The sequence below is a fragment of the Alistipes sp. D31t1_170403_E11 genome (assembly GCF_015553985.1).
Taxonomy (GTDB): domain Bacteria; phylum Bacteroidota; class Bacteroidia; order Bacteroidales; family Rikenellaceae; genus Alistipes; species Alistipes montrealensis.
On the sequence record NZ_JADNHQ010000001.1, the window covers coordinates 107,729 to 133,682 of the forward strand.

The window sequence follows — 25,954 nt, forward strand, 5'->3', positions numbered from 1 at the left end:
TTTTTACTGCGCCGTAATGCGCTGGTAATCCGACACGGCGACGGCGTAATTGTAGTGCGCCCGGATGGCGTTGGAGTACAACTGAATCCAACTCAACTGGGCCTGCAATACATCCAGGATGGTCGCCATGCCTTCACCGTAGGAGTAAGTGCTGATTTCGAGGTTCTCGCCCGCGATGCGGAGGCTCTGCTCCGAAGCATCGACCTGCGCACGGCTCTGTACGATGGCTGTCCAGCCGTTCATCTCCTGCCGTACGATGTCGTCGTGCATGAGCGCGGCGTTCCACTCCTGTTGCTGCTGCACGGCACGCGCAGCCCCCACGGCCCGGCGGCGTTCGCCCCAATGGAAAATCGGCACGGAGAGCTTCACGAAAGCCGATCCGTCGACATAAGTCGCACCCGTACTGTTGGGATAATAGGGCTGCCACATGCCGCCTACCCCGACGCTCAACTGGGGATTGAACGGCGCGCGGACAGCCTTGATCCCCGCCTCGGCCTGCGCCGAGCGCAGTTGCGCGGCGGCATAGTCGGGACGCCGTTCCAGCGCCTCGGCCGCCACCACCCGCCCGGGCATCGGCAGCGAATCGCGGATACCCTGCACGAGGCGTACGCCGAGCGCGGCATCGGTTCCGCGGAGAATGTTGAAATTGTGGAGCGCCACCTGGTAGTTCTGTTCGGCGCTCACGAGCGAATATTCGGCCTCGCTCAACCGGGCGTCGATCATCAGCACGTCGCCTTTGGCGATGTAACCTTCGGAGAAGCGGCGGTCTACGACCTCCTTGAGCGAACGGATGATCGCAACGTACTGACGCATCGAAGCGGCGTAGAGTTCCACGGCCGAGAGGTTCCAGTAGGCATAGTCGGCGGCGTAACGCACGTCGAGGCGCGAAAATTCCTCGTCGCACAGCGCGATGTCGTAACCCAGTTCGGCCTGCTCGGCGGCAGCCCGCACCGCGCCGCCGCCGTAAACGGTCTGCACCAACTGCGGCAGCAGGCTGAACGTCCAGTGCTCGATGCCGTCGAAATGGCGCAGCGTAGCCGTAAAACTGCCGTCCATCGACAACCGCGGCAAATAACCCGTACGGGCCTGCCCCACTGTCTCTGCCGCTGCATCCCGCTTCGAGGCGGCGATCTTCAGTTGCCAACTGTAATCGGCGACGGCCGTGCGGTAGTCGGTAAGCGAAGTCTGTCCCAGCGCCGGCACACAGAGGCACAAAGCGAATATCGAAACGATTTTTCTCATGGTTTGCGAATATTATAAAACAGGGCATAGACCACCGGCAGGACGCAGACCGTCAGCAGCGTGGCCACCAGCAGTCCGCCCATGATCGTGGCGGCCATCGCCCCGAACATCGAGTCGAACAACAGCGGCAGCATGCCCAGGATAGTCGTTCCCGAGGCCATCGCCACGGGGACGATACGGCTGCGCGTGGCCGATGTCAGGGCTTCGTAGGGGTCCTTGCCCGCGGCACGCAGCAAGCCGATCTGCTCGACGAGCACCACGGCGTTCTTGATGTTCATACCCACCAGTCCGAGCAGTCCCAGCAGGGAGAAGAAATTGAATATCTTGCCCGTCACGGCCAGTCCCAGCACCACGCCGATAAAGATCAGCGGAATCATCAGCAGGATCACGACCGGTTCACGGTAGTTGCGGAACAGCAGCAGCAGGACGATCAGGATGAGCACCAGCGTCAGCGGCATGTACTTGGCCAGCGCTTCGTTGGACTCCTGCTGGCTCTCCTGTTCGCCGAAAACCTTCATCGAGTAGCCTTCGGGCAGCACGACGGCGCGTTCCACCGAATCCCTCAGCGCAGCGAAAAGCTGCATCGTATTGACTCCGCGGCCCGGGTCGCACTGTGCTTTCATCACCCGCTGGCGGTTGAACCGCTTGATCACCCCGGCCCGGAAATCGAACCGGAAGCCGTCGGTCGCCTGCTCGATCGAAAAGACCTTGCCCGAAGGGTTGAAAATCGGCAGGGCCTGCAAATTGGTCAGGTTGTAGGTTCCGATATTCTCGTCCTTCAGCAGAATCGGCATAAACTGGTCGCCCTCGCGGTATTCGCCCAGGTTATAGCCCTGCGTGGCAATGGTAATGCCGCGAGCCATCTGGCTGCGGGTGATGCCGATGCGCTGGCCCTTCATCTGCGAATAGACCGGCTGCCACATCGGCACGCGGTTGCCCCAGCCGTTGCGTACGTTCACCGCCCCGGGCGTGCGCCACATCACCTGCTCGGCCCGCGCCGCCAGGCGGCGCAGCGTATCGGCGTTGTCGCCGATAAATCCGAACTCGATGGCCGCATCGGGCACGGGTGAAAGTTTGAAAAGCGACGAACGCAGCCACACGTCGGGGAAGTTCGCCGTAACATAGGCGTTGAAACGCTCCTCGACAGCCCCGGTGAGCCGCTTATCGTACAGTTCGACAAGGATATTCCCGAAATTGGGCCGCATCGAAATACTGCTGCTGGCCAGATAGTAACGCGGCGGCGTGGAACCGAGCGTCATCGAAACGGTCTTCACTTCGGGCTGCGCCCGAAGCCACTCTTCCATCACGACGAGGTTGCGCTCCGTGTCGCGGATATTGTACCCTTCGGGCAGCAACACGTCGGCCCGGAAATACGGTTTGTCGAGCGACGGGAAGAAATTCTGGGGCATCAGGCCCATAATGCCCAGCGACAAGGCAAACAGCCCTACGACCGTCGCCACAACAGCCCACCGCCACCGCAGCATCAAGGCCAGAAAACGATCGAAGGCCCGGTAGAAGCGCGTGTCGTAAGGATCGCGGTCGATGGGTTTCACACGCAGCATGAAATCGCCGAACAGCGGCGTCTGCGTCAGGGCCAGCACCCAGCTCAGCAGCAGTGAGAGGGCCAGCACGACGAACAGCGGCTTGACCATCTCGGCCACCGACGAAGGGGCAAGGTACAGCGGCAGGAACGAGAATATGGCGATCAGCGTGGCCCCGAGCAGGCTCCACCGCGGGGCGTTGGCTCCGTCGACGACGGCGCTGCGGCGTGCCACGCCCCGCAGCATGGCCTGTTGTGCATTATCGGTGACGACGATGGCATTATCGACGAGCATGCCCATGGCGATGATGAATCCCGCGAGCGACGTGCGGTTCAGCCCTTCGCCCAGGAACTGCATCAGCAGCAGCGTGCCGCCGATCGAGAACAGGAGCGAACTGCCGATCAGCACCCCGGCGCGGAAGCCCATGACGAGCATGATGATCAGGATGACGATACCCACCGACTCGGCCAGGTTGAGGATAAACGTGGAGTTGGCCTCCTTGGCAATGCGGTTTTCGGGATATAGCACCGTCAGGTCCATGCCCACGGGCATCTGGCGCGTGAGCGACGCGAGCAGGGCGTCGATCTTCGCACCGGTCTTCACCACGTCGACACCGCCTTCGGTCGAGATGCCGATACCCACGGCGCGGCGGCCGTCGACGCGCATCATCGTCTGCGGCGGCTCGGCGTATCCCCGCTCCACGCGGGCGATGTCGCCCAACCGGTACTGTTTGCCCGACGAAGAGATCAGCAACTGGTTCGAAAGGTCGTCGAGGTTCTTATAGGTCCCGTCTTCGAGTATCTGTATCTGGAGTTTCCCGGCCTGTTTTTCACCGCTGTTGACGATGGTGTTCTGCTGGCTGATGGTCGCGACGATCGTCTCGGGCCGGATGGCGAAGTTGGCCAGCGTGGCCAGGCTGACGTAGACGTTCACCACGGGTGTCTGCTCGCCGTAGAGCGTCACCTTCTGCACGCCGTCGACCGTCACGAGCGCCGTTTTGAGCCGCTGGGCCCAGTCGCGCAGTTCCGACCAGGTGAACCCGTCGTCGATCGAAAGCCCGTAGTAGATGCCGTAAACGTCGCCGAAATCGTCGGCGACGGTGACCGGGGAAGCCCCCGCCGGCAGGCGCGGCTGGACATTGAGCACCTTGCGGCGCAGCTCGTCCCACATCTGGGGAATTTCGGCAGCGGGAGTAGCCGGGTCCAGTTCGACCTGTATTTTCGAAAGTCCGTAGTAGGACTCCGAGGTGATTTTGTGTACGCGGCGCATCGACTGCACCTCGCGCTCGATCGGTTCGGTAATCAGTTCTTCGACTTCCTGCGGCGTAGCTCCCGGATAGGAACAGACGAGCGACGCGCTCTTGATGACGAAGACCGAATCCTCTTTCTTGCCCAGCGTGACGAAGCCCAGGGCCCCTCCCGCCAGCAACACGAAGAGAAAGAAATAGATTACCTTGGCGCTGCGCAATGAATATTCGGGTAGATTCATGGCAACCTTATTTTATAATACGCACCTGTTCTCCCTCGCGCAACTGGTAGACGCCGGCCGTCACAACCCGTTCGCCGGGCGCAAGGCCGCTGTCGATAACCACCCTATTACTCCCGAATAACTCCCCGAGTTTTACTTCGCGGCGCATGACGCGATCGTCTTTTCCGACCACCCAGACGTAAGTCCCGCCCTCCGCCGGGGCATATACGGCCGAGACGGGCAGCGACACGGCGTCGGGAACCGGATCGGCGCTCTGCATGGTAATAGAACACGACATGCCGGGCGAAATGCGGTAACGGGCCGGATCGGGGTTTTCGAGGGTCAGCGACACGGGGAATCCCGAGGCGTCGGACGACGTTTCGACATACTCCTTCAGGCGGGCCGGAATCGCCGCGCCGCGGTAGTTGTCGAATTCGACGGTGAAACGAGTCGTACTGTCCCGCAACAGGTCCAACCCGGTCTCAGGCAGGGTAAACTGAACGGTCGTAGTGACGGGGTTGACCAGCCGGAGAATCGCCTGTCCGGCCTGCACCCGTTCGAAATTATCGACGAGTTTGCGTTCGATAACCCCGGAAAACGGCGCCAGCAGGCGCGTATCCTTCAACAGGTCGAGGGAGTTTTCATAGGTCGATTTGGCCTGCGCATAACGCGTTGCGGCCGCTTCGGCCTCCTGCCGCGATACGGCCTGGTGTTCCAGCAGGCGCTGCATGCGCTGCTGCTGCGAACGGGCCTCTTCGAAAGCCGAACGGGCCGCAGAGACCTGCAATTCGATGTCTCGGGGATCGAGTTCCGCAAGCAGAGTACCCTTCTTCACGCTCGCTCCCTGCGAAACGGGAACGTCGAGGACCTGCCCCGAAACTTTAAAAGCGAGGTTCACAGCATCGTCGGGTGTAGCCATACCGGCGAAATCCTTGTCGATAAGGCCCGCGCCTGCCGCCGTCGTAACCTTCACGGGGCGTACCACCGCGGGAGCAGGCGTTCTGCGGGAACATGCCCCGGCAAGCAGGGCAACGCATAAAATGAGGATTGTTCGCATACGAAAAAAGTTGAAATTCTTTCTTCTTTTTCTGCGCTCGCCAAATACCGCAACCGGATTGCGGCCCGGATCTGGCGAAACGAAAAAAGTTGACACTGAGAACTCAGCGTCAACTTTCATACCATCGAACCGTAGGAAGTCCCTACGGACGAATATCGCGACAATTCTTTTTAGACGAGATGACCCCTTCGTCCAGAACGACCAGTCCGTTATTCGCGCGAAGCATGGTTTTCATCGTCGAAGCGTCGATGTTGTAACACCGTACCTCCCCCGTACCGAAATCGTGCCACGTAACGCCATAGAGCGGATCGGGCGTCAGGCAGACCACATGTGCACCCTCTTCACGGGCACGCTCCACGAGCCGCGCCATGCGCCGGGCGCAGGGGCGCGACAGGCGGTCGAAAGCCGTGACACAGAGCATGTAAACCCGTCCCGGCATCGTGATCACCTCCTCCGTCGCATCGCCTTCGGCATCGCGCAGGGCGAATTCGCTTACGAGGGGCCTGACGGCCGGCGCTTCGCTCGTAGTGCGGGTATCGACCCACTCCCACTTTTCGGCATCCTGCCATTCGGTGTCTTCGAGCGAGAACTCCCGCTCCCTGCCCGTCTCCCGGTTGCGGTAGATCAGCACGGTTTCCGACTCGCCGGGTTCGACGACGGGAGCCTGCATCGCCTCGTGGATGTTGACCCCGACCTTATAGGGCAGGAAGTCGATCAGCGGCAGGTGGATGTAGCAGTAATAGCCGAGGTACATCGCCAGGAAAAAGAACGTGCAGGTCAGCACGATCTCCAGCGGCTTGAAAGCGAAAATCTTGTCGGGACGGTAGCGCCACCACACCACGAAAGCCATCGGCAGCAGTACGACGTTTTTGGCAAAAGTCTCCCACGGGGAGAGTTTCAGAGCCTCGCCGAAACAACCGCAGTCCTCGACCGGGATAAGCGTGGCGCTCAGCAGCGTCAGCAGTGTAAAGAAAAGCATCGACAACACGGCGAAGATCGAAATCAGGCGGATGCGGACCTTGAAGAGCAGCATGCAGCCCATCATCAGTTCCGCGCCGCACAGCCATATCGAGAAGGTCATCGCCGCAGGCTGCAGGTAATCGATCCCGTAGATCGAAAGGTATTCGTTGACTTTCAGCGCCGTGCCCCACGGGTCGATCACCTTCGTGAAGCCCGAAAGGATAAACGTGCACGCCAGGATCAGCCGGCAGATGTTGGCTATGATTTTAAATACCCGGGTCGTTCTCATCGCTTATCGAGTATCGGGGCCAGCGCCGCACGTATTTTATCGAAATTATGCTCGGGGGTATCCATTGCTCCCGACGGGTCGCTGCAATCGACCACACGCAGTGCAGCGTCCTTCGCAGCAGCCTGCAAATAGACTTCGCGCACACGCTGCTGCAGGTCGAGGGCCCCCTCGTGAATATCGTTTCCGCCCTGCAGGTAGTCGCGGTCGTCACCCTCGCGCACCTCCGTGAGTTTACGCTCGGTAAAGGCGAACGGCACGTCGAGGAACAGCGACAGGTCGGGACGCGGCAGGTTGTTGTAACCGAATTCCAGGTCGAGGATCCACTGCGCGAGGCGGTCGCGCTGCTCCCCGGCCGGAAGTTTGGCGCACTGGAAACCTACGTTCGAATAGACGTAACGGTCGAGGATCACGGCTTTGCCTTCGGCGATCCAGGCGCGGATCTGCGGACCGGCAGCAGCACGGTCGCCCGCAAAGAGCAATGCCACCAGATAGGGATCGACCTCGTTTACGCCGCCGAACTCGCCGCGCAGGAAGCGGGCGACCAACTCGCCGTAGACCGGTGCGTCGAAACGCGGGAAATGAATATACTCGCTCTCCACGCCCCGCTCGGCGAACAACTGGCGCAACATACGGATTTGGGTCGATTTGCCCGCTCCGTCCAATCCTTCGAGTACGATGAACATAGGTAGTAGTGTATTAATTAAAAATTAAGAATGAAAAAATAAAAATTACATCTCATATCCAACATCGAGTAATGCAAATTTTCAATTATACATCCCTAATTTTTCATTTTTAATTTTTCATTTTTAATTACCTCAGCATCCGCACCGCACGTTCGACCCCGTCGGCCAGCGCATCGGCCTCGGAGAGCGTATTATACAGGGCAAACGAAGCCCGGCACATGCCGGTCGTAGCGTAGTGGTCCATCACGGGTTCGGCGCAGTGCTGGCCCGTACGGACCGCAATGCCCAGTTTGTCGAGGATCATTCCCATATCGTAGGGATGCACACCTTCGACGTTGAACGACACGATGGCGCATTTGCCGGGCGCAGTCCCGTAAATCCGGAGTCCGTCGACGGCTGTCAGCCGCTCCGTGGCGCGGCGCAGCAACGCTTCTTCGTGCGCCTCGATCTCCGCCGGGTCGAATCGCTGCATGAATTTTACCGCCTCGCCCAATCCGATCGCCCCGACGAAATTAGCCGTTCCAGCCTCGAATTTCAGCGGCACGGGGGCATAGGTGGTCTTGGCAAAGGTCACCGTATCGACCATATCGCCGCCGCCCATAAACGGCGGCATGGCTTCGAGCAAATCCCGCTTGCCGTAAAGAACGCCGATACCCGTCGGGCCGTAGAGTTTATGCCCCGAAAAGGCGTAAAAGTCACAGTCCATCTCCCGGACATCTACCCCGCCGTGCACCACGCCCTGACAGCCGTCGACCACGACGATCGCCCCGGCGGCATGCGCCACTTCGACAACGGGCCGCAGGTCGGGCCGCGTGCCGAGCGTATTCGACGCCTGCGTCACGGCCACGATACGCGTACGCGCATTGATCAGCCCGGGCAGCAGGTCCATGCGCAGCGCTCCGGCATCGTCGAACGGAAGCACCCGGATTTCGGCGCCCTGGCGTTCGGCCAGCATCTGCCACGGAACGATGTTGGAGTGGTGCTCCATCTCGCTCACGACGATATTGTCCCCGGCCTTGACGAAGGCGCCGCCCCAGGCGTAAGCCACCGTGTTGAGCGACGCCGTAGCGCCCGCCGTAAAGACGATCTCCTCCTTTTCGGCCGCACCGATAAACGAGGCGATCCGCGCCCGGGCGGCTTCGTACTGCTCCGTGGCCTCTTCCGAGAGGAGATGTACCCCACGGTGGATGTTGGCATTCAGGTCGCGGTGGAGGCAATCGACCGTATCGATCACCGACAACGGTTTCTGCGCCGTAGCCCCGCTGTCGAGGTAAACCAGCGGTTTGCCGTAAACCTCCCGGGAAAGGATCGGGAACTCCCCGCGTATTTTTTCGACATCGAACATCGCTATAATTTTTCCATTTTGGCCGACGCCAGTTCCAGGATCGCCCCGCAAAGCGGCTCGATGCCGCAGCGGACGACCACGTCGCCGACGAACCCTTCGATTTGCAACCGCCGGGCCTGGGCCTCGCTCAGGCCGCGCTGGCGCATGTACAAGATAGCCTCCGCATCCATCTGCCCCACCGTCGCTCCGTGCGAACATTTCACGTCGTCGGCATAGATTTCCAACTGCGGCTGGGTCGTGATGCGGGCCGTTTCGCTCAGCAGGATGTTGCGGCTCTGCTGCCGGGCATCGGTGCGCTGGGCATCGGGAGCCACATAGACCATTCCGCAGAACTCGCCCACGGCACAGCCTCCGGCGACACCCTTGACATAGGAATTACTGCGGCAGTCGGCAACATTGTGCGCCGTGTGCAGTTTCAGCACACAGTGCTCCTCGCCTGCGGCAAGGAAGACGCCTCCCAGTTCGTTTTCGGCATCCGCACCGTCGAGATCGATCCTATACGACGCGTTGGCGCTAGACAACTGCACCGTCGTCAGGCGGCAGCGGCTGTGCGCAGCCTGCGTCACGTACACCTCGGCAAATGCCTCTGCCGTGAATAATTCGGTCAGTTCCAGATGCGCTCCTTCGGCCAGTTCCACCCGGAGTTCCGACATTTCGGGTGCAGTGTGCAGCACGACGACCTGCGCCGAAGCGCCTGCCGCGGCTTCCACCCGCAGTTTCCGGGGATCGACCGCCACAAACGGTTCGGCCTCCACCCCGGCGATCCGGAGCACCTCGCCGTCTGCCGTACGAAACCGGCGGATTATGTCGAGAATCGTCTCCATTACTCCTTGTGTTCGTTGATCAGCCAGTCGTATCCGTCTTTTTCGAGCCGGAGCGCCAGCGATTTGTCACCCGAATGAATGATGCGGCCCTTGTAGAGCACGTGCACCACGTCGGGCACGATATAATCCAGCAGACGCTGGTAGTGCGTGATGACCACCGTAGCGTTCTGGGGCGTGCGCAGTTTGGTCACTCCCGTAGCGACGATCCTGAGGGCGTCGATGTCGAGGCCCGAATCGGTCTCATCCAGGATCGCCAGTTTCGGGTCGAGCATCGCCATCTGGAAAATCTCGTTCTTCTTCTTCTCGCCGCCCGAGAACCCTTCGTTCACGGCCCGCGAAGTGAGTTTCGACGAGAGTTCCACCACGGCACTCTTCTCGCGCATCAGCTTCAGGAACTCGGCAGCGGTCAGCGGTTCTTCGCCGCGGAACTTACGCTGCTCGTTGACGGCCAGCTTCATGAAATTGGCCATCGTGACACCCGGAATCTCGACCGGGTACTGGAAACCCAGGAACAGGCCCAGGCGCGCACGGTCCTCGATCGGCATCGACAGCAGGTCGTGACCCATGAATTCAGCCGAACCTTCCGTGACGGTAAATTTTTCATTGCCCGCCAGCACCGAAGCCAGCGTCGACTTGCCCGAGCCGTTGGGGCCCATGATGGCATGCACCTCGCCGGCCTTGACTTCGAGGTCGATGCCCCGGAGAATCTCCTTGCCGTCGACCGAAGCGTGTAAATTACGTACCTTTAACATATCTTTTTTCTTTTATTATCCTACACTTCCTTCCAACTGCAAGGCCAGCAGCTTCTGGGCCTCGACGGCAAACTCCATCGGCAGTTTCGACAACACCTCACGGGCATAACCGTTGACGATCAGCCCCACGGCATCTTCGGTCGAAAGGCCGCGTTGGTTGCAGTAGAAAAGCTGGTCGTCGGAGATTTTCGAAGTCGTGGCCTCGTGCTCCACCACGCCCGTACGGTTGCGGACATCGATCACGGGGAACGTATGCGCCCCGCACTTGTCGCCGATCAGCAGCGAATCGCACTGCGAATAGTTGCGGGCGTTCTCGGCCCCCTTCGCCACACGGACCATGCCGCGGTAGGAGTTCTGGCTCCGGCCTGCGGAGATACCCTTCGAAACGATGCGGCTGCGGGTGTTGCGGCCGATGTGGATCATCTTCGTACCCGTGTCGGCCTGCTGGAAATTGTTGGTCATAGCCACCGAATAGAATTCACCCACGGCATTGTCGCCTGCAAGGATGCAACTCGGGTATTTCCACGTGATCGCCGACCCGGTCTCGACCTGCGTCCACGACAGGCGGGCGTTCTCGCGGCAAAAACCGCGTTTGGTGACGAAGTTATAAATGCCTCCCCGCCCCTGCTTGTCGCCGGGATACCAGTTTTGGACGGTGGAATACTTCACCTCCGCATCCTTCTCGACGACGATCTCGACCACGGCGGCATGCAACTGGTTTTCGTCGCGCTGCGGCGCGGTGCACCCTTCGAGATAACTCACGTAGGAACCCTCGTCGGCCACGATCAGCGTGCGTTCGAACTGCCCCGTACCGGCGGCGTTGATGCGGAAGTAGGTCGACAGCTCCATCGGGCAATGCACCCCTTTGGGGATGTAGCAGAACGAACCGTCGGAAAAAACCGCGGCGTTCAGCGCTGCATAGAAGTTGTCGGTATAGGGAACCACGCTGCCGAGGTACTTTTTCACCAGTTCGGGGAAGTCGCGCAGCGCCTCGGAGATCGAACAGAAGAGGATACCCTTTTCGGCCAGCACCTCCTTGAAGGTGGTCTTCACCGACACGGAGTCCATCACCGCATCGACGGCGACGCCCGCCAGCGCCATCTGCTCTTCGAGCGGAATGCCCAGCTTGTCGAAGGTGCGTTTCAGTTCGGGGTCCACCTCGTCCATCGAGTTCAGTTGTTTTTTGGACTTTGGGGCCGCATAGTAGATGATCTCCTGAAAGTCGATCGGGGGGATCGTCAGGTGGGCCCACGTCGGGGGCTCCAGCGTCAGCCAGTGGCGGTAAGCCGCCACGCGCCGCTCGGTCATCCACTCCGGCTCGCCCTTTTTGGCGGAGATCAGCCGCACGACATCTTCCGAGAGACCCTTGCCGATGGTTTCGGTTTCGATGTCCGTCGTAAAGCCGTACTTGTACTCCTGCTCTCCGATATTTTCCAGTATGTCTTTTTCGTTTTCTGCCATTATGTGCAAAATTTCAAACCTAAGATCGTGCAGCCCGAAGGCAGGGCGGTATCTTTAGCCATGCCATAGGAGCGCCTATCCAAGCCGAAGTCTATATTCGGCAAAGGTACAAAAATCCATTTACTTTTCACAATGCGACCCTGCAAATCTGGTTCCGGAACGGTCAAACGACAAAAAAGGGGCGCGGAATAATCCGCGCCCCTTTCCTGCAAAGCCTCCGGCTATTTGGTGTATTCGATCACGACCGAGCCGACTTCGATATTCGTGGCGGTGTCCGTAAAGTCGATCCGGAAATCGTCCGAGTCGATTCCTGCCGAAGCGAAATCGAAGGTGATTGTGGAGGAATTCGTTCCGGTCGGTTCCGTGGCGGCCAGAACCGTCGCAGAGGTTCCGTAGGTACACGTCAGCAGTTCGGGCTTGCGGGCCGAATTCGGGTTGATCGTGATCTTACGGATTTTACCCAGTCCTGAAGCCGCGACATGCGTTTCCGCCTTGCCCTTGTTGAAATACCACACGATATTCTTCGTAGCGCTGTTGCTGTAATAGATATTACCGGTGAAGGTGATCGTGCTGGTGCCCGTATTGTCGGTTGCCGTCCACGTGTTGTCTCCCCAACTGGCCGGCAGTCCCGAAATGTTGGACGAAAGGACACCTGCCGTAGCCGAGAGGGTCATCGTGTAGTCGGTTCCCGAACCGCCGGGAGTCGATCCGCCTTGCGGGGTCCAGATGATCGAGAATACATTGATACCACTGTTCTTGCTGTAAATCGTGATCGTCGATCCGGCTGAGGCCGACGAACAATCATAAGTCAACTTTGCGGCATTCTGCGTCTTGTCCGGAACATCCTGCGTGGACAACTCCATACCGTCAATGGCCACAGCCAACGGACGGGCAGCATCCCCGCCGGAAACAGCCTCAACGACCAGCGTACCAGGGGCATCCACCTTGAACGACACGTTTGCCTTAGTCAGGCTGCCCGTGCCTCCAAACTGGAAACGGAGCGCCTTTTGCCCGTCGGCATTGTTGTTTTGCGCAAATTTGAACTTGCCACCGCCCATCAGGAACGAAAGGCCCTTATAAGTGAAGCCGTCGGCATCTTTTTTCAGGTCGGCCGTCTCGGTCATTGTCGTCAGTGCCGCTGCGGCAATATCGCCCGTGCTGTTGCCAAACCCGGCCCAGATAGCCGCAAATTCATCCGCGCCCCATACCGAAGCCGTACCAGGTCCCGTCGAAGCGTCGGCGACGGTCAGTTTGGCCGTACCGGCATCGGAAGCCTGCGCCGAAGCGTCGGCGGGATTGGCGACCACCGAGATCGTATACTCGCCCACGGCAAGCGCAGCGACCGTTGCGGCGGAGATCGTGTAGGAGGCTGCATTCACCGTCTCGGAAGTGCCGCCATTGAAGGTGACGGCATACGAAGCCGCACCGTCGACTGCCGCCCACGAAGCCGTTACGGCAGACGAAGCGCCCACGGTAACCTTCGCGGGATCGAGCGTCACGACGGGAGTCGCCAGCTTGGTGTCGTTGACCGTCAGCGTGGCGCTGCCTGCCGGCGAGGGCTTGTAGAGGTAGTCGGAAATGGCGGCCGCAGTCACGGAAATCGTGTAGGTTCCGGGCTTGAGTTTGGCAACGGTGGCGGCCGGAACGGTCATCTCGGTCGTCGAAACAGTCTCCGAGAGGCGTACGACCTCCTCGGTCTCGCCGACAAGCGTTGTCAGCGCGAGACGATAGGTGTAGGCCGAAGCGTTGGGAACAGCGGCCCACGAGAAGGTCACGGGAGCGTTGTCGCCCTTGGTTACCTCGGCGGGATCGGCCGTCACCACGGGAGCATCGAGCGGCGTGGCGTTCTGCCCCGGAGCCTCGGTTCCCTCATACCAGCCGATGCTGTAAATATGGTTGATCGTCGCATCGGTCCAGATCGAAACCTTGGCCGCTGCCGGGATGCCCGGACAGGGAATGTAGACCTTGCCGCGGTTGTCGGCCGTGGGAGCTTCAAAGGGTCCGAAACTCTTGCCCAGTGCATCGACATAAGCGTAGAAGTTACGTCCCGAGCCATTGGCGTAGCAGTCGATGGCGATCACGCCTTCGCCCACGACGGAGAACTGCAAAGCGCGTTCGGTGGGAGCCTCGCCCGTCTTGACGGTCGACTTGCCGCGCAGGTCGAGGTAGTTGTAGCCGTAGTCGGCATCGGCGCTCACCTGGACGTTTTTACCCGAAGAAGTGGCCAGAATCGTGAGCCCGTCGATGGTCTGAACCGATTCCCAGTTCACGACCGGCCACTTCGAGGCGTCGGTGAAGTCCCAGAAAGTGGACTGTCCCAGGGTCGTAACGACCAGGTTGCCCGACTCGACACCGGCGATATAGACCGAAACCGCGTACTCGGTCTGCGCCTTGAGGCCTTCGAACGTATAGGTATGCGCGGCAATCTGGGCATCGGTCAGCGTGACGTTGCGTTCGTCGTCGCCGCCCTTCAGCACGAGGCTCGTAACCTGCTGCTCGGCGCCCCAGGCGAGGGTAACCGTCGTTGCGGTCTTGTCGACCACATCCACGTCGATCTTATCCGAAGCGACGAACGACACCGTACCGCGTACAGCCTCGTCGCGGAGCAGCTCGACCGTGTAGGAAGTACCCGTGACGAGATCGGTCAACTGGTACTCACCGGCGGCGATTTGGGCAGATGTCAGTTTGAGCAGGCCCACGTCGGGCGTGACGTTCAGGTGCGTGACGTTCGAACCAGCAACCCAGCGCAGCAGGGCCGTCGTGGCCGTCACGTCGTCGTCACCCATCTTGCCGTCGTTCAGGAAGAGATTCTCGACGCCCGTTGCGAACGTGCAGGTCGCGGCTTTCGAATCGGCGACACCCGCACGCTGCGACACGGCGACCAGTTCGGCGATCCACTCGCGGTTGCCGGGCAGTTCCCTGAACGAGTATTCCATCGTCTTGACGGTGTTGCCGTCGCCGTCGAGCGGGGCGATCAGGTCGACCTGGTCGTAAACGCCGCCCTCGCCGTCGGTATAGGAGAGCGTCAGCGTATAATCGGCGATTCCGGTCATGACCGTCCATGAGAAGGTTACGTTGACATTGTTGGACAACGTATGGGTGAAATTCAGCGGGGAGAACTCGCGGCCGTAGGTGATGTCGTCGAGAATCCCGTCGGGGTCCGAACAGCTGTGAAGCGCCGCCGATCCGGCGAAGAGCATCACGAGCAGAAGGAATTTATTGATGATCGTTTTCATGCGTTTTCTTGTTTGTTTCCAATTCGGGGCGCTATTGCATCGGATAACCATAGTCGTTGACCAGTTGTCCGTTGGTCGTGATCGACTGTTTGAACATCGGCCAGAACATGTGCACATCGGGATCGTACTGGTAGATCATGTCGATACGTGCCGTGGCGGTCGTGCCGCTCTTGATATACTCCTCCTCGGTCGTGCCGTCGGTCTTCTTCGAGGTGAAGAGCGTCCAGCCCGTGCCCTCGGGATCGCCGGCCTCGCCGACATCCAGTCCGTGAAGCTGGATCGTCTCGCCGTCGGCGTCGTACTTGTAGTAGACCTTCGAGCCGATAAGGTCGAATTCATAGGTTTTGCCCGTCAACTCCGACGTGTATGACATATGGTCGAGCATGGCCTTCATCTTAGCCTTCGTGTCGTCGAGCGACGCTTTGAGCAGCCCCCAGCGGATCAGGTCCTGCTTGCGAACCTGCTCGCAGTTGAATTCGAGCATGCGCTCCCTGTAAATGGCCTTGAACATCGCGTCCTTCGAACCGATCGAAGCGAGGTAGGTATCGACCGCATTGTCGGATTTGAAAGCGCGGTAGCGGACCTTGCGCAACTGCACTTTGGCATAGTCGAGGTCGTTGAGTTCGTTGGCGGCTTCGGCGGCCATCAGCAGCACGTCGGCATAGCGCATAACGATCGGCTTGATGCCGCAGTCGTTGCCCGAGATGACCTCGTTCATCCATTCGTAGCGGTATTTGCCGCTGTACCATTTCTGGATATTCTCCAACTCCTGCTTGCCGGAATTCCAGCGGTAGGGAACGCACGAGATGTCGCGGCGGCGGTCGTTCTTGTCGAACTCGTAGAAGAACGTCGGAACCGGGCCGATCGTACCGCCGGCATTGGCCTTGCCGCAGTATTTATCCGCCGTGTAGTGTTTCACGGCATAGTTGTTCATCCACTGGCCGCGGTTGTCAGCGAAAGGAATCACGAAAAGCGTCTCGCCTCCGGCGGCGACTTCGCGCTTCATCATGTCGCGCCATATCTCCTCGAAACTGCCTTCCAGCCCTACACAGGCATTCTCCTTGGCAATAACCTCCTTGCAGGCATCGAGCGCCGTTTTGTAAAGGGCGTTGTCGCCCCATACCTGGCCGCTTTCGGTGAGTTTGCTGCGACGGTTCTGCCCGACATTGCCCGTGCCGATCTGCCCTTCGTCGGGGCGCTGCGAATACCCGGCGGCCGAGAGGCACACACGGGCCAGCAGGCCGTAGGCGAAAGCCTTGTTAACGCGGGTCGTCAGGCCCGTCTTGCCGGACTCGTTGGGCCAGTAAACATAGTTCACAGCCTCTTCCAGGTCGCCGATAATCTGCTGGTAGATCACGTCGCGGTCGCTCTTGGGCTTTACGACATCGCCCGTTTCGCCGATCGGCTGGAAACGCGCGGGAACGTCGCCCCAGGCCTTGATCAGGTCGTGGTAGAAGAGCGCGCGCAGCACCAGTGCTTCACCCAGCAGGTAGCGCATCCCGGCATTGCTCTCGACGTTGCCGTACTTGCGCAGGCCCGCGATGGCGAGGTTCGCATTCTCGATAGCGGTGTAAGCCAGTGCAAACTGGCCGTTGCTTTCGTTGAGCTGGCTGTTCGCATCGTCGTACGAAGGGTTATAGGTATAAATCAGCGTCTTCGTATCGGTGGGTTTGTCGGGCGACGCACCGACGTACCACTCCGTATCGGTATTGACTCCGTAATAAACCAGCCAGCGGTTGCGATAGGACTTATCGACGCCGAACTGGCGGTAGATATTCATGATAGCCGCCTCGGCATAGGTCTCGTTCGAGAACATGGTCGCCGAATCGGACGAGGAAGACGAACGGGTATCCAGCAGGTCTTCGCCGCACGAGGTGGCCAGCAGGCCGGCGCAGGCAAGGATATAGATTAACTTTTTCATCGTTGAATTGTTTTCTGTCGGTTAAAGGTTAGAAGCTGATGTTCGCACCGAAAACCCACGAACGGCTCTTCGGATAGGCCGAGTAGTCGACGTTGGGGGTCATGGGCGTCGCGCGGCGCGTGTCGACCTCGGGATCGAAGCCGCTGTACGGCGTCCAGCAGAAGAGGTTGGTTCCGGTCGCATAGAGACGCACCTTGCTGATGCGTACCTTGCGCGTCCAGCTTGCGGGGAGCGTATAGCCCACCGTCAGCGACGAAAGGCGCAGGTAAGAAGCATCCTCCAGCAGCCAGCTGTGAACGACCGTCTGCGGCATGTAGGGCGACCACATGCTCGTCGCGGCATTGGCGGCAGCCAGCTCTTCGGGATCGGTGATCAGGGCGCCGGTCTCCCAGTTGACATTGGTCCAGCGCCTGCCCAGGGCCATCGCATCCGACAGGTTGCGGATCACGCCCTTGCCCGTGTATTTCTGCGACGAGGTGAACTCGACGTTGTTGGCATTGAAAACCTTGTTGCCGTAGGAATAGGTGAAGTTCGCAGCCACGTCGAAACCGTAAGCATAGGCCGAGAGCGAGAAACCGCCCGTGAACTTGGGCTGCACGTTACCGATCTTGCCCTGGATGGGATTGCCGTCGGCGTCGCAGAGCAATTTGAGCGATCCGGGACGCATGTCGCCCACCACGCCGGCGCAGTTCGATCCGTCGAGGGTCTTCCATTTGCCCGTCTCGTTGTAGTAGTCCAGGTCGAAATCTTCGACCTCGTAGCGGCCCAGCGTCGTATAGCCCCGGATGTCGCCGATGGCGCCGCCCAGGACGGCATAGTAGTCGGTCACGTTGTTGTTCCAGCCCGACGACTGCGAATAGGTCTCCAGTCCGGCCAGGTCCATGATGCGGCTGCGGTTGAACGCGATGTTGGCATTGAAATTCACCCCGTACTTCGCCTTTTCGACGATCACGGCAGCCACCGACACCTCCAGGCCGCGGTTGCGGATCGTTCCGGCGTTGCGGTACTGGAAACTGTACCCCGAACCGGAAACCGGATAGCGCATCAGGATGTCCTCGGTGGTATTCTGGTATACCTCGACCGATCCCGAGAGGCGGTTGCGCCAGAACCCGAAGTCGAGACCCAGGTTGTGCGAATAAGTCGTTTCCCACGTCAGGTTGGCATTGGCCATGTAGCTTTCGCTGGCGCCGTTGCCGTTGGGCGTCCAGTAAACCGGATCGCCGTAAATGAAGCTGCTGCCCGTGCCGACCTCGTAGAGCTGCGTCAGGCCGCCCATGCCGGTCGGGATGTTGTTGTTACCCGCCGTACCGAAGCTGTAACGCAGTTTGAGGTTGTCGAGCCACTTCTGGTCCTTCAGCCCCCACTCGTCGGAAATGCGCCACGAAGCGGCCACCGAGGGGAAATAACCCCACTTCTGGCCCTTCGAGAACTTCGACGAACCGTCGCCTCGCATCGTAGCCGAAAGCATGTACTTGCCCTTGAAGTCGTAGTTGAGGCGTCCGAAATAGGAAAGCAGGATGTCGTCGGCCGCATAGTTCATGTTCGACGAACTGGCGTTCGAAGCCGAGCCCATGAAGGTCCACGCCTGCTCGGCGGTGTAGAAATCGGGCAGTCCGTCGACCCATGTATTGAACGTCCGCTGCTCGGTGATGATGTATTCCTGGCCGAGCAGCACGTTGAGGTGGTGGTTGTCGTTGCTGATGAGTTTCTTGAAATCGTAGTTCAGCGTATTGGTGTTGCGTACGCGGCGGCGCGACACGTCGTTATAGTTGGTCGAAGGGGTTCCCGGAACGGTCGAACCCGAACCGCCGACCTTCGAATAGTAGGTCGTCACGCCGTAGAACGAGTTGGTCTCCTGGCGGTAATCCTCCAGGCCGGCCTCTACTTTCAGATTGAGGTTGTCGACGATCTCCCACGTAAAGCCCGCATTGGCGGTCCAGTTGGTGCGCTCGCGCTTGCGGTCCGAATCCGAAACGGCGACCGTCGGCATCACGGCGTCGGAGGAGTTCTCCTCCAGGTCGTCGCCACCCTCGATCTGGGCCTTCAGCGGAATGGGCGTATAGAGCATGGCGTTCTTCAGGCGGCCCGTAGTCTGCGACCCCGAGTCGTTGAGCGAGTTGGCGCCCGCGCCGCGAACCTTGATGCGCGAATAACGGATGTTAAAGTCGAGCGTAATGCGCTTGTTGGCCTTGAACTGCGTTTTCAGGCCGAGGTTGTCGCGGCTGTAATTCGAGCCGATCATGATCGCCTTGTCGTACAGACGCGCGTAAGTGGCGTTCCATTTGAATTTATCGCCTCCGCCCGAAACCGTCAGGTTGTGGTTGAACTGCTCGCCCGTGCGGCCGAAGAGCTGGTCCATCCAGTTGTTGCCGGTGATTCCGTCGTAGAGGTCGATGTCGGAGAACGATCCGAAATAGGGTTCGTAGTTGTCCGAGACTTTGTTCTGCATGGCGGCAAGTTCATACTGCCACTTGGCGAACTGCGAGGGGTCGAGCGCCTGCACCTGGTTCTTGCGGGCGATATCCTTGAAACCCCAGTATACATTATAGTTTACATTCACTTTACCCTTCTCGCCGCTTTTGGTGGTGATCAGCACAACGCCGTTGGCGCCGCGCGAACCGTAGATCGCCGTCGAGAAAGCGTCCTTCAGGATGTCGATCGACTGGATTTCCGACGAGGAGATGTCGCTGATGCTCTCCACGGGGAAGCCGTCGACGATATAGAGCGGTGCACCGTCCGACGAAAACGAACCGGCGCCGCGCACGCGGATACGGATTTCGGCATCGGGGTCTCCCTCCGTCGCCGTCACCTGCACACCGGCCATGCGGCCCGTCATCGCCTCGGCGACCGAAGCCACGGGCATCTGCTGGAGCGTCTCGGCGTTGACCGAGGCGACCGAGCCCACGACATCGCGGCGTTTCACGGTGGCGTAACCTACGACCACCACGTCGTCCATCGCCGTCGACTCGTCTTCGAGCTTAACGTCGATCTGCGTCTTGTTGCCGATGGGTATACGCTGGGTCTTCATCCCGATATAGGAGATCACCAGCGTCTTCTTCGAAGCATCGGGGACGTTGAGCGACCATTGCCCGTCGACGCCCGAACTTGCTCCCAAGGTCGTACCGTCTACGATCACCGAAGCTCCGATAACCGGTTTGCCCGCCGAATCCTTGACGACTCCTCCGATTTTCTGAGCCGCGGCCGTGGAGGCCAGACCCACACCCAGCAAGAACAACAGGGCGAACTTTAGAGTAAAGCTTTTCATATAAAAGGTTTTGGTTAATAATTAGGTTTTCGCTTTTCCGTAAAAGGGGGTATTTCCCTATACAAAAATAAATTGCCCCGGAGGATTCGATTGGTAATTTTTATCACTTCTCATGGATAATTTGTCAATCCGGCCCGAATGGCCCTCCAGGGCCCTGGGAAAGGAAAAGCGGGGCAAAAAATCCTCCCTTTCAGGAGGATTTTTCAGAAGACAATTTTCCGCAGAGGGCCCTGAATCCGGCTTCGCCAAGCCGCAGCGAATCAGTCTGCGGCTGTTCCCGACACCGGTTTTTTAAGCCGGTCGTATTCCATCGACGCCCAGATGAAGGGCCCCACGCCCTTGCAGTCGTTGTCGATCACCGGCTCGGAGATGTAATATTCGAACGTACCGCTGCGCATCTGCTTACCGCCCAGGCCCGCCACGGCGCAGCAGTCAGTCAGGGAGATCGTGCCGTCGGGATTCTCCTTCACGAAACGTTCGACGAATTTTTCGTAAAGCCGCCGTGCCTCCGGCTCCATCTCCGCAGGCAGGTAACCCAGACGCACCCCTTTGAGCATGGCGTAAACGAACATCACCGACCCGGTCGATTCGAGGTAATTGCCCTCGCGGCCCGGCTGGTCGAGCACCTGATACCACATGCCGGTCGCAGGGTCGGCATATTTCGGCAGCACGGTGTAAATATGGTTCAGGATTTCGACCATCGGCTGCGTCGAATTGTCTACGCCGAGGTATTGCAGCGTCTCGACGATGGCCATGGCATACCACCCCATCGCACGCCCCCAGGCATGCGCCGACTGCCCCGTGGCCTTGTCGCACCAAAACATCTCGCGCGAATCGTCGTAGGCATGGCGGTAAAGCCCCGTGACAGGATCGTAGGTATGCGCGGCCACCACGACGAACTGGTTCACGATATCGTCGACAGCCTTTTCGTATTCGGCCCCGGAGAAGTTCCGGGCAGCATATTCGGCATAAAACGGCTCGGCCATGTAAAGCCCGTCGAGCCACATCTGACGGGGATAAACCGCCTTGTGCCAGAACCCGCCGTCGGGGTTGCGGGGCTGTCCCTGCAACTGGGCGTAAAGCGTGTCGAGCACCATTTTATAGCGCGCCTCGCCCGTCCGGTCGTAAAGTTCGAAAAGCGCGCGGCCGGGGCAGACGTGGTCGAGGTTGTATTTCGACCGCTTGTAGGTCAGCACACTTCCGTCGGGTTGCACGATGGTGTCGAAATAACGCGCAGCATAGGCCTGAAACTCGGGATGGTCGTACATCTCTCCGGCATCCGCGATCGCGAGCAGTTCGAGACCGGTCGTATAGTTCCACTTCACCTTTCCGGCGGGGATGCCGTCGAGGTTCGTCGGTGAAGGGTTGCGGGCGATTTCGCTCGCAGCCATGCGGACGGCGAGGGGTTTGCGGGAGTGCGGATTGCAGGCCACCGTGGCGGCGAGCGCACACAGCACAGCAGAAATCAGGAGTCTTTTCATGCGGTCTTGGTATCTTGGTCTTGTTTCAGGTTATGGGTCTTGAGGTATTCGGCGGGCGACATGTGGTACTGGTCGCGGAAACACCGGCTGAAATAGCCCGGATCGGAGAACCCCACCTTGTAAGCCACCTCCGACACGGAGAACTGGCCCGTGCGCAGCAGCAGTTTCGATTTGGTGATGCGGTACTCCTTGATCAGTTCGACGGGCGACTTGCCCGTGAGGCTCTTGAGTTTGTTGTACATCGTCGTACGCCCCAGCCCGAGGTGCGAAGCCAGTTGGTCGATCGTGAGTTCCGAATTTTCGATATTCTCGCCCAGCCACGCCATCACATTCTTCATAAACTCCTCGTCGCGGTCCGTGACGACGACATCCTCGACCGCCAGTTCGACGACTTTGTTCCGGGCCGACTGCGAAGAGAACTTCTCGAAGAGTTTGCGCCGCTGGGTCAGCAGGTTGTCGATGCGCGCCAGCAGCAGTTCGATGCTGAACGGCTTGGTGATATACCCGTCGGCGCCGAACTCCATGGCCTTCACCCTGTCGTCGGGCGAGTGCCGTGCCGTCAGCATCACGATCGGAATATGGCTCATCGTGAAGTCGTGGCGCACCTTGTCGATCAGCTCGATGCCGTCCATGCGGGGCATCATCAGGTCGGTGATGACGATGTCGGGCATCTCGCTGCGGATCTTTTCGAGCGCCTCGACACCATCGTCGGCCTCAACGACGTAATAAGTATCTATCAGGCTGTTGTACATGAAGATGCGCAGCTCGCGGTTATCCTCGACCAAGAGGATTTTCTGCGCATCCTTCGGCGGCAGGACATCGACGCGGCGCTGGCTGTCGACAGGCGTGAAGTCGCTGACCATATAGTCGTTGCGACGTTCGCCCTCCCGGGTTCCCGCCCCGGTGAAATCGATCTGCTCCATGCCGAAATGGGCGTTGCCGAGTTTAAGCCTCACGGTGAAGGCCGAGCCTTCGCCCGGGCGGCTGTCGACCACAATTTCGCCGTGGTGCAGGGCCACGATGTCGCGGCACAGCGAAAGTCCGATACCCGAGCCCTTCATATTGCTGTCCACGGCGCGCGAAGCCTGCGCGAAGCGTTCGAAAATAACCCCCTGTTTGTCCTTGGGGATGCCGATGCCCGTGTCGCGGACCGTGAGCGTCACGCACTCCTCCTCTTCGCGCAGCGAAAGTATTACTTCAATCCGCCCGCCGTTGGGCGTGAATTTCAAGGCGTTGGATAACAAGTTATAAACCACGCTCTCCATGCGTTCGATATCGACCCACACCAGCACCGAGCGGCGCGAGACGGTGAACAGCAGTTCGATCCTGCGCTCGGAGGCCATTTCGCGGAAATCGTCGAGGGCGTCCTCGACCAGCGGTACGAGGTCCACGCGCGAGATTTTCAACTCCATTTTGTTCTTCACGATCTTGCGGAAGTCCAGCAACTGGTTGATCAGCGTCAGCATGCGTTTGGCGTTGCGGTGGGCCAGCGTGAGGCTGTTTTCGCCGCGCGGCGTCAGGCAGTCGTGCTTCTTCACATCCTCGATGCCGCCGAGAATCAGCGTGAGCGGCGTACGCAGTTCGTGCGAAATATTGGTAAAGAAACGCAGTTTGAGGTCGGTCATATTCTGCTCGACACTCGCTTCGCGGCGGATGCGCATGACCGAACCGGCAATGCGGAAAGCGACGACCGTCACAACCAGCGCCAGCAGGACGTAGAGGGTCTTAGCCCACCAGGTAAGCCAGGGGGGGGGTAACACCTCGACCCCGATCGTAATTCCCTCGTCGGCGGCATCGGCATTGCCGACGAACGCCTTGACATGGAACTTGTAATCGCCGATCGGCACGTTGGAGTAAGCCGCCCGGTTGGTCGTTCCCGAAATATTCCAGTCCTTGTCGTAGCCTTCGAGTTTGTACATATACCCCACTACGTGCTGGATCGCGAAATTCAGGGAGGCGAACTCCATGCGAAAATTCGAGAAATTATAAGGCAGCACGATGCGGTCGGCCTCGGTCACCGACTCCGCGAGCGGCGAACGACGGCCTGCAACGACGGGAATGTTGCGCACGTCGAGGCCCGTAAAACGCAGGTCGTAGTCGATCTTCGCAGCGCGAACCTCGTCGGGATTGAAGCGGTAAAGCTGGCGGCCGCTGCCGAAAAACACGTCGCCGCGGGGCGAGGTGAGCGCCGTAGCCTCGCTGAAAACCGCATTGCGCATGTTGTCGTAGAGGTAATAATTCGAGAATATCTCGCGGCGGGGATCGAACCGCGACACGGCATTGTGGGTCGAAACCCACAAATCACCCTGCTTGTCCTCGGTCAGGGCCATGCAGATATTGCTGGCCAGCCCCGAGGATTTGTCATAGCACCGGAACCACGGCGCACCGTCGGCGTCGTAGCCTTCGATCCGGTTCAGGCCGCCGCCGAAAGTCGCCAGCCAGATGCGCCCTTCGGAGTCCTTGAGCATGTGGATGATATCGTTGTTGCCCAGCGACTTCGCATCGCCCGGAATCTTCTGCATCAGCCGGAAGTGCATCAGTTTGGCGCTGGCCCCCGGATCGAAAACCAGCAGTCCGTCGACCGTGGCGGCGAACATCCGGTCCGGACGGTCGTAAAGCAGCCACCGCACGCGCCCCGCCTCGTCGAGCGGATAGTGCGCCATCATGTTTCCAGCATGGATGAAGCGGCTTCCGGCAGGGTCTTCCAGCAGGTTGATGCCCCCGCCGTAGGTCGCCACCCAGATACGGCCCGCGCCATCCTCCTCGACACAGTAAATCTGGTCGTCGCTGAGCGAATAGGCGTCCGTGTCGGAGTGTGCGAAATGCGAGACTCGATAACCGCTGCCCTCGGGCGTCAGGCGGTAAAGTCCTTCGCCCTTGGTCCCGACCCAGATATTGCCCGAAGAGTCCTCCTTCAGGGCGTAAATCATTCCGGTCCCACGCCGGCCCTGCGCCGGAAGCGTATAGACGGGTTTATTCGCCCCGTCGAAAGCGATCAGGTCGCCGTCGCGCGTACCGACCCACATCCGCCCCCGGTTGTCGGTCATCAAGGCGCGGATTTCGCCCGAAAGCGGGTCCGGGGATTTCGAGTCGAGCGTGAACACCTCGGCGGGCTGGCGCAGCAACACCGCCTTGCGCAGGCCGCGTTCGTTGTAGGTCGAGAGCCACAGCACGTCGTCATGCACGTCGAAGCGCACGACGGCATTGGTCATCTGGCAGTTCGGCTGCTTGGGATCGTTGTAAAAGGGTTCCACCGTATCGCGCTCGCGGTCGTAATAACCGAAGCCCCAGTTATTCATCTTAACCCACAGCAGGCCGCCGCCTTCGGCGATCTTGGTGATCGTGTCGACGTTGTAGGAGACCGTGTAAGGCTCCTGCTCAAAATGCTTGTAGTCGTCCGTCGAGGGATTGTAACGCGTGATGCCCGTCTCGGCCGAGGTCACCCACACGATGCCGTGGGAGTCGGCCGCAAGATTGCGGATGCGGTGCGGGCGCACCCCTTTGGGATCGAGCCGCGCGAGACGGTCGCCGCTGACACGGAAGAGTTCGCCCGAACGGCTGCCGGCGTAGACCGTGCGCCGCACCGTGTCGGCGACAAGGGCCGTCAGCGGAGCCGCACCGCCCGGCAGGCGGTCGACCCTGCCGTCCTGTTTCCCGACGCGGATCACCTCGCCGGGGGTGGCGCAGTAGACAGATTCGGCATCGACCGTAAAGGCAAAGGCCGGGGCCGCGGTTTCGCAGAGCGTACGGGCCGCGGCGGTCCCCGCGGCAATGTAATTCAACTGACCGTCGTCAGCGCCGATCCAGACACCGTCGCAGTCGTCGACATACATCGCCGCAACGTCGCCGCCCAGCACCGGAGCGTCGAAAAAGGCATCGACGCGCACGGAGGAGGCATCGGCCGCATCGGTAAAGCGGGCTACGCCCAGCCCCGCGATGGCGACCCACGTACCGCCATTGCTGTCGTGCAGGCAGTGCGTCATGCGGTAATGCTTCGAATCGACGCCGTCGATGAGCGACACCACGTCTTCGAACTGCTCCGTATAGCGGTTCAGGCGGTAGACGTGGAGGTTATAGGTCGTAAACCAGAGGTGGCCGTTCGAATCTTCGCTCACCGCGACGAAGCGGTGGTGCGAGAGGGGCGAAAAATCGCCCGGCGTGGTGCTGAAATTCTTGAAGGTATATCCGTCGAAACGACTGACGCCGTACCACGTGCAGACCCACACGAAACCGCGCGAATCGGTGTAGATGTCGGCGATACGGTCGTGCGTCATCCCGTCCAGCGTGGAGTAGGTCTGGAAAATACACTGCGGGGGCGACGTTCGGGAAAATCCCGGAACGGCGAGGGCGAGCAGCAATAGAGTCAGTAGCAGTCGTTTCATGGTTATTAACAATTCCGATCGCAGTAAATATACAAAAAAATCGGATTC

Annotated in this window: 14 protein-coding genes; all 14 read right to left on the reverse strand. The window is 59.8% G+C overall.

Features of this window, described 5'->3' with window-relative positions; all coding sequences use genetic code 11:
* Positions 1-3: 3 nt before the first annotated feature.
* The 14 genes from I2E69_RS00475 to I2E69_RS00540 all read right to left on the reverse strand — a co-directional run bounded on the left by I2E69_RS00475 (position 4) and on the right by I2E69_RS00540 (position 25,906).
* Positions 4-1,242 carry a TolC family protein gene (locus I2E69_RS00475; protein WP_195458191.1) on the reverse strand — a complete coding sequence of 413 codons (1,239 nt, stop codon included), beginning with the start codon at positions 1,240-1,242 and terminating at the stop codon, positions 4-6.
* The gene (locus I2E69_RS00480; protein ID WP_195458192.1) at positions 1,239-4,271 is read right to left on the reverse strand and encodes an efflux RND transporter permease subunit; all 3,033 of its coding nucleotides are present in this window, start codon (positions 4,269-4,271) and stop codon (positions 1,239-1,241) included. Before I2E69_RS00480 ends, I2E69_RS00475 begins: the two co-directional genes overlap by 4 nt.
* A 7-nt stretch (positions 4,272-4,278) precedes the next feature.
* Positions 4,279-5,307 (reverse strand): efflux RND transporter periplasmic adaptor subunit, encoded by a 1,029-nt coding sequence (locus tag I2E69_RS00485; RefSeq protein WP_195458193.1) that lies wholly within the window; start codon positions 5,305-5,307, stop codon positions 4,279-4,281.
* Positions 5,308-5,449: 142 nt separating this feature from the next.
* A complete protein-coding gene (locus I2E69_RS00490; RefSeq protein WP_195458194.1) occupies positions 5,450-6,556 on the reverse strand; it encodes a BT_3928 family protein in 1,107 nt (368 codons plus the stop codon).
* Positions 6,553-7,239 carry a thymidylate kinase gene (locus tag I2E69_RS00495; RefSeq protein ID WP_195458195.1) on the reverse strand — a complete coding sequence of 229 codons (687 nt, stop codon included), beginning with the start codon at positions 7,237-7,239 and terminating at the stop codon, positions 6,553-6,555. The genes I2E69_RS00490 and I2E69_RS00495 overlap by 4 nt, the downstream gene beginning before the upstream one ends.
* 127 nt (positions 7,240-7,366) lie before the next feature.
* On the reverse strand, positions 7,367-8,584 hold the full coding sequence (locus tag I2E69_RS00500; RefSeq protein WP_195458196.1) for an aminotransferase class V-fold PLP-dependent enzyme: 1,218 nt from the start codon (positions 8,582-8,584) through the stop codon (positions 7,367-7,369).
* Positions 8,585-8,586: 2 nt separating this feature from the next.
* Complete coding sequence (locus I2E69_RS00505; protein ID WP_195458197.1) at positions 8,587-9,408, reverse strand: SufD family Fe-S cluster assembly protein; 822 nt, start codon at positions 9,406-9,408, stop codon at positions 8,587-8,589.
* The gene (gene sufC, locus I2E69_RS00510; protein ID WP_195458198.1) at positions 9,408-10,160 is read right to left on the reverse strand and encodes a Fe-S cluster assembly ATPase SufC; all 753 of its coding nucleotides are present in this window, start codon (positions 10,158-10,160) and stop codon (positions 9,408-9,410) included. Before sufC ends, I2E69_RS00505 begins: the two co-directional genes overlap by 1 nt.
* A gap of 15 nt (positions 10,161-10,175) precedes the next feature.
* The gene (gene sufB, locus I2E69_RS00515) at positions 10,176-11,621 is read right to left on the reverse strand and encodes a Fe-S cluster assembly protein SufB (protein WP_195458199.1); all 1,446 of its coding nucleotides are present in this window, start codon (positions 11,619-11,621) and stop codon (positions 10,176-10,178) included.
* A 221-nt stretch (positions 11,622-11,842) separates the two neighbouring features.
* Positions 11,843-14,857: a hypothetical protein gene (locus I2E69_RS00520; RefSeq protein ID WP_195458200.1), complete on the reverse strand. Its 3,015-nt coding sequence runs from the start codon at positions 14,855-14,857 to the stop codon at positions 11,843-11,845.
* 31 nt (positions 14,858-14,888) lie between these two features.
* A complete protein-coding gene (locus tag I2E69_RS00525; RefSeq protein WP_195458201.1) occupies positions 14,889-16,778 on the reverse strand; it encodes a RagB/SusD family nutrient uptake outer membrane protein in 1,890 nt (629 codons plus the stop codon).
* Positions 16,779-16,806: 28 nt separating this feature from the next.
* Entirely contained in the window at positions 16,807-20,043 is a 3,237-nt protein-coding gene (locus I2E69_RS00530) for a SusC/RagA family TonB-linked outer membrane protein (protein WP_195458202.1), read from the reverse strand.
* A gap of 260 nt (positions 20,044-20,303) precedes the next feature.
* Positions 20,304-21,524, reverse strand: a complete 1,221-nt coding sequence (locus tag I2E69_RS00535; RefSeq protein ID WP_195458203.1) for a glycoside hydrolase family 105 protein — start codon at positions 21,522-21,524, stop codon at positions 20,304-20,306.
* Positions 21,521-25,906, reverse strand: a complete 4,386-nt coding sequence (locus I2E69_RS00540; protein ID WP_195458204.1) for a two-component regulator propeller domain-containing protein — start codon at positions 25,904-25,906, stop codon at positions 21,521-21,523. The genes I2E69_RS00535 and I2E69_RS00540 overlap by 4 nt, the downstream gene beginning before the upstream one ends.
* Positions 25,907-25,954: the final 48 nt, after the last annotated feature.

Bases quoted from the DNA above. Each gene is read 5' to 3' on its own strand.
- I2E69_RS00535 (WP_195458203.1), bottom strand. From the start codon at position 21,524: ATGAAAAGACTCCTGATTTCTGCTGTGCTGTGTGCGCTCGCCGCCACG.
- I2E69_RS00525 (WP_195458201.1), bottom strand. From the start codon at position 16,778: ATGAAAAAGTTAATCTATATCCTTGCCTGCGCCGGCCTGCTGGCCACC.
- I2E69_RS00505 (WP_195458197.1), bottom strand. From the start codon at position 9,408: ATGGAGACGATTCTCGACATAATCCGCCGGTTTCGTACGGCAGACGGC.
- I2E69_RS00500 (WP_195458196.1), bottom strand. From the start codon at position 8,584: ATGTTCGATGTCGAAAAAATACGCGGGGAGTTCCCGATCCTTTCCCGG.
- I2E69_RS00540 (WP_195458204.1), bottom strand. From the start codon at position 25,906: ATGAAACGACTGCTACTGACTCTATTGCTGCTCGCCCTCGCCGTTCCG.
- I2E69_RS00485 (WP_195458193.1), bottom strand. From the start codon at position 5,307: ATGCGAACAATCCTCATTTTATGCGTTGCCCTGCTTGCCGGGGCATGT.
- I2E69_RS00475 (WP_195458191.1), bottom strand. From the start codon at position 1,242: ATGAGAAAAATCGTTTCGATATTCGCTTTGTGCCTCTGTGTGCCGGCG.
- I2E69_RS00530 (WP_195458202.1), bottom strand. From the start codon at position 20,043: ATGAAAAGCTTTACTCTAAAGTTCGCCCTGTTGTTCTTGCTGGGTGTG.
- I2E69_RS00480 (WP_195458192.1), bottom strand. From the start codon at position 4,271: ATGAATCTACCCGAATATTCATTGCGCAGCGCCAAGGTAATCTATTTC.
- I2E69_RS00520 (WP_195458200.1), bottom strand. From the start codon at position 14,857: ATGAAAACGATCATCAATAAATTCCTTCTGCTCGTGATGCTCTTCGCC.
- I2E69_RS00490 (WP_195458194.1), bottom strand. From the start codon at position 6,556: ATGAGAACGACCCGGGTATTTAAAATCATAGCCAACATCTGCCGGCTG.
- sufC (WP_195458198.1), bottom strand. From the start codon at position 10,160: ATGTTAAAGGTACGTAATTTACACGCTTCGGTCGACGGCAAGGAGATT.
- sufB (WP_195458199.1), bottom strand. From the start codon at position 11,621: ATGGCAGAAAACGAAAAAGACATACTGGAAAATATCGGAGAGCAGGAG.
- I2E69_RS00495 (WP_195458195.1), bottom strand. From the start codon at position 7,239: ATGTTCATCGTACTCGAAGGATTGGACGGAGCGGGCAAATCGACCCAA.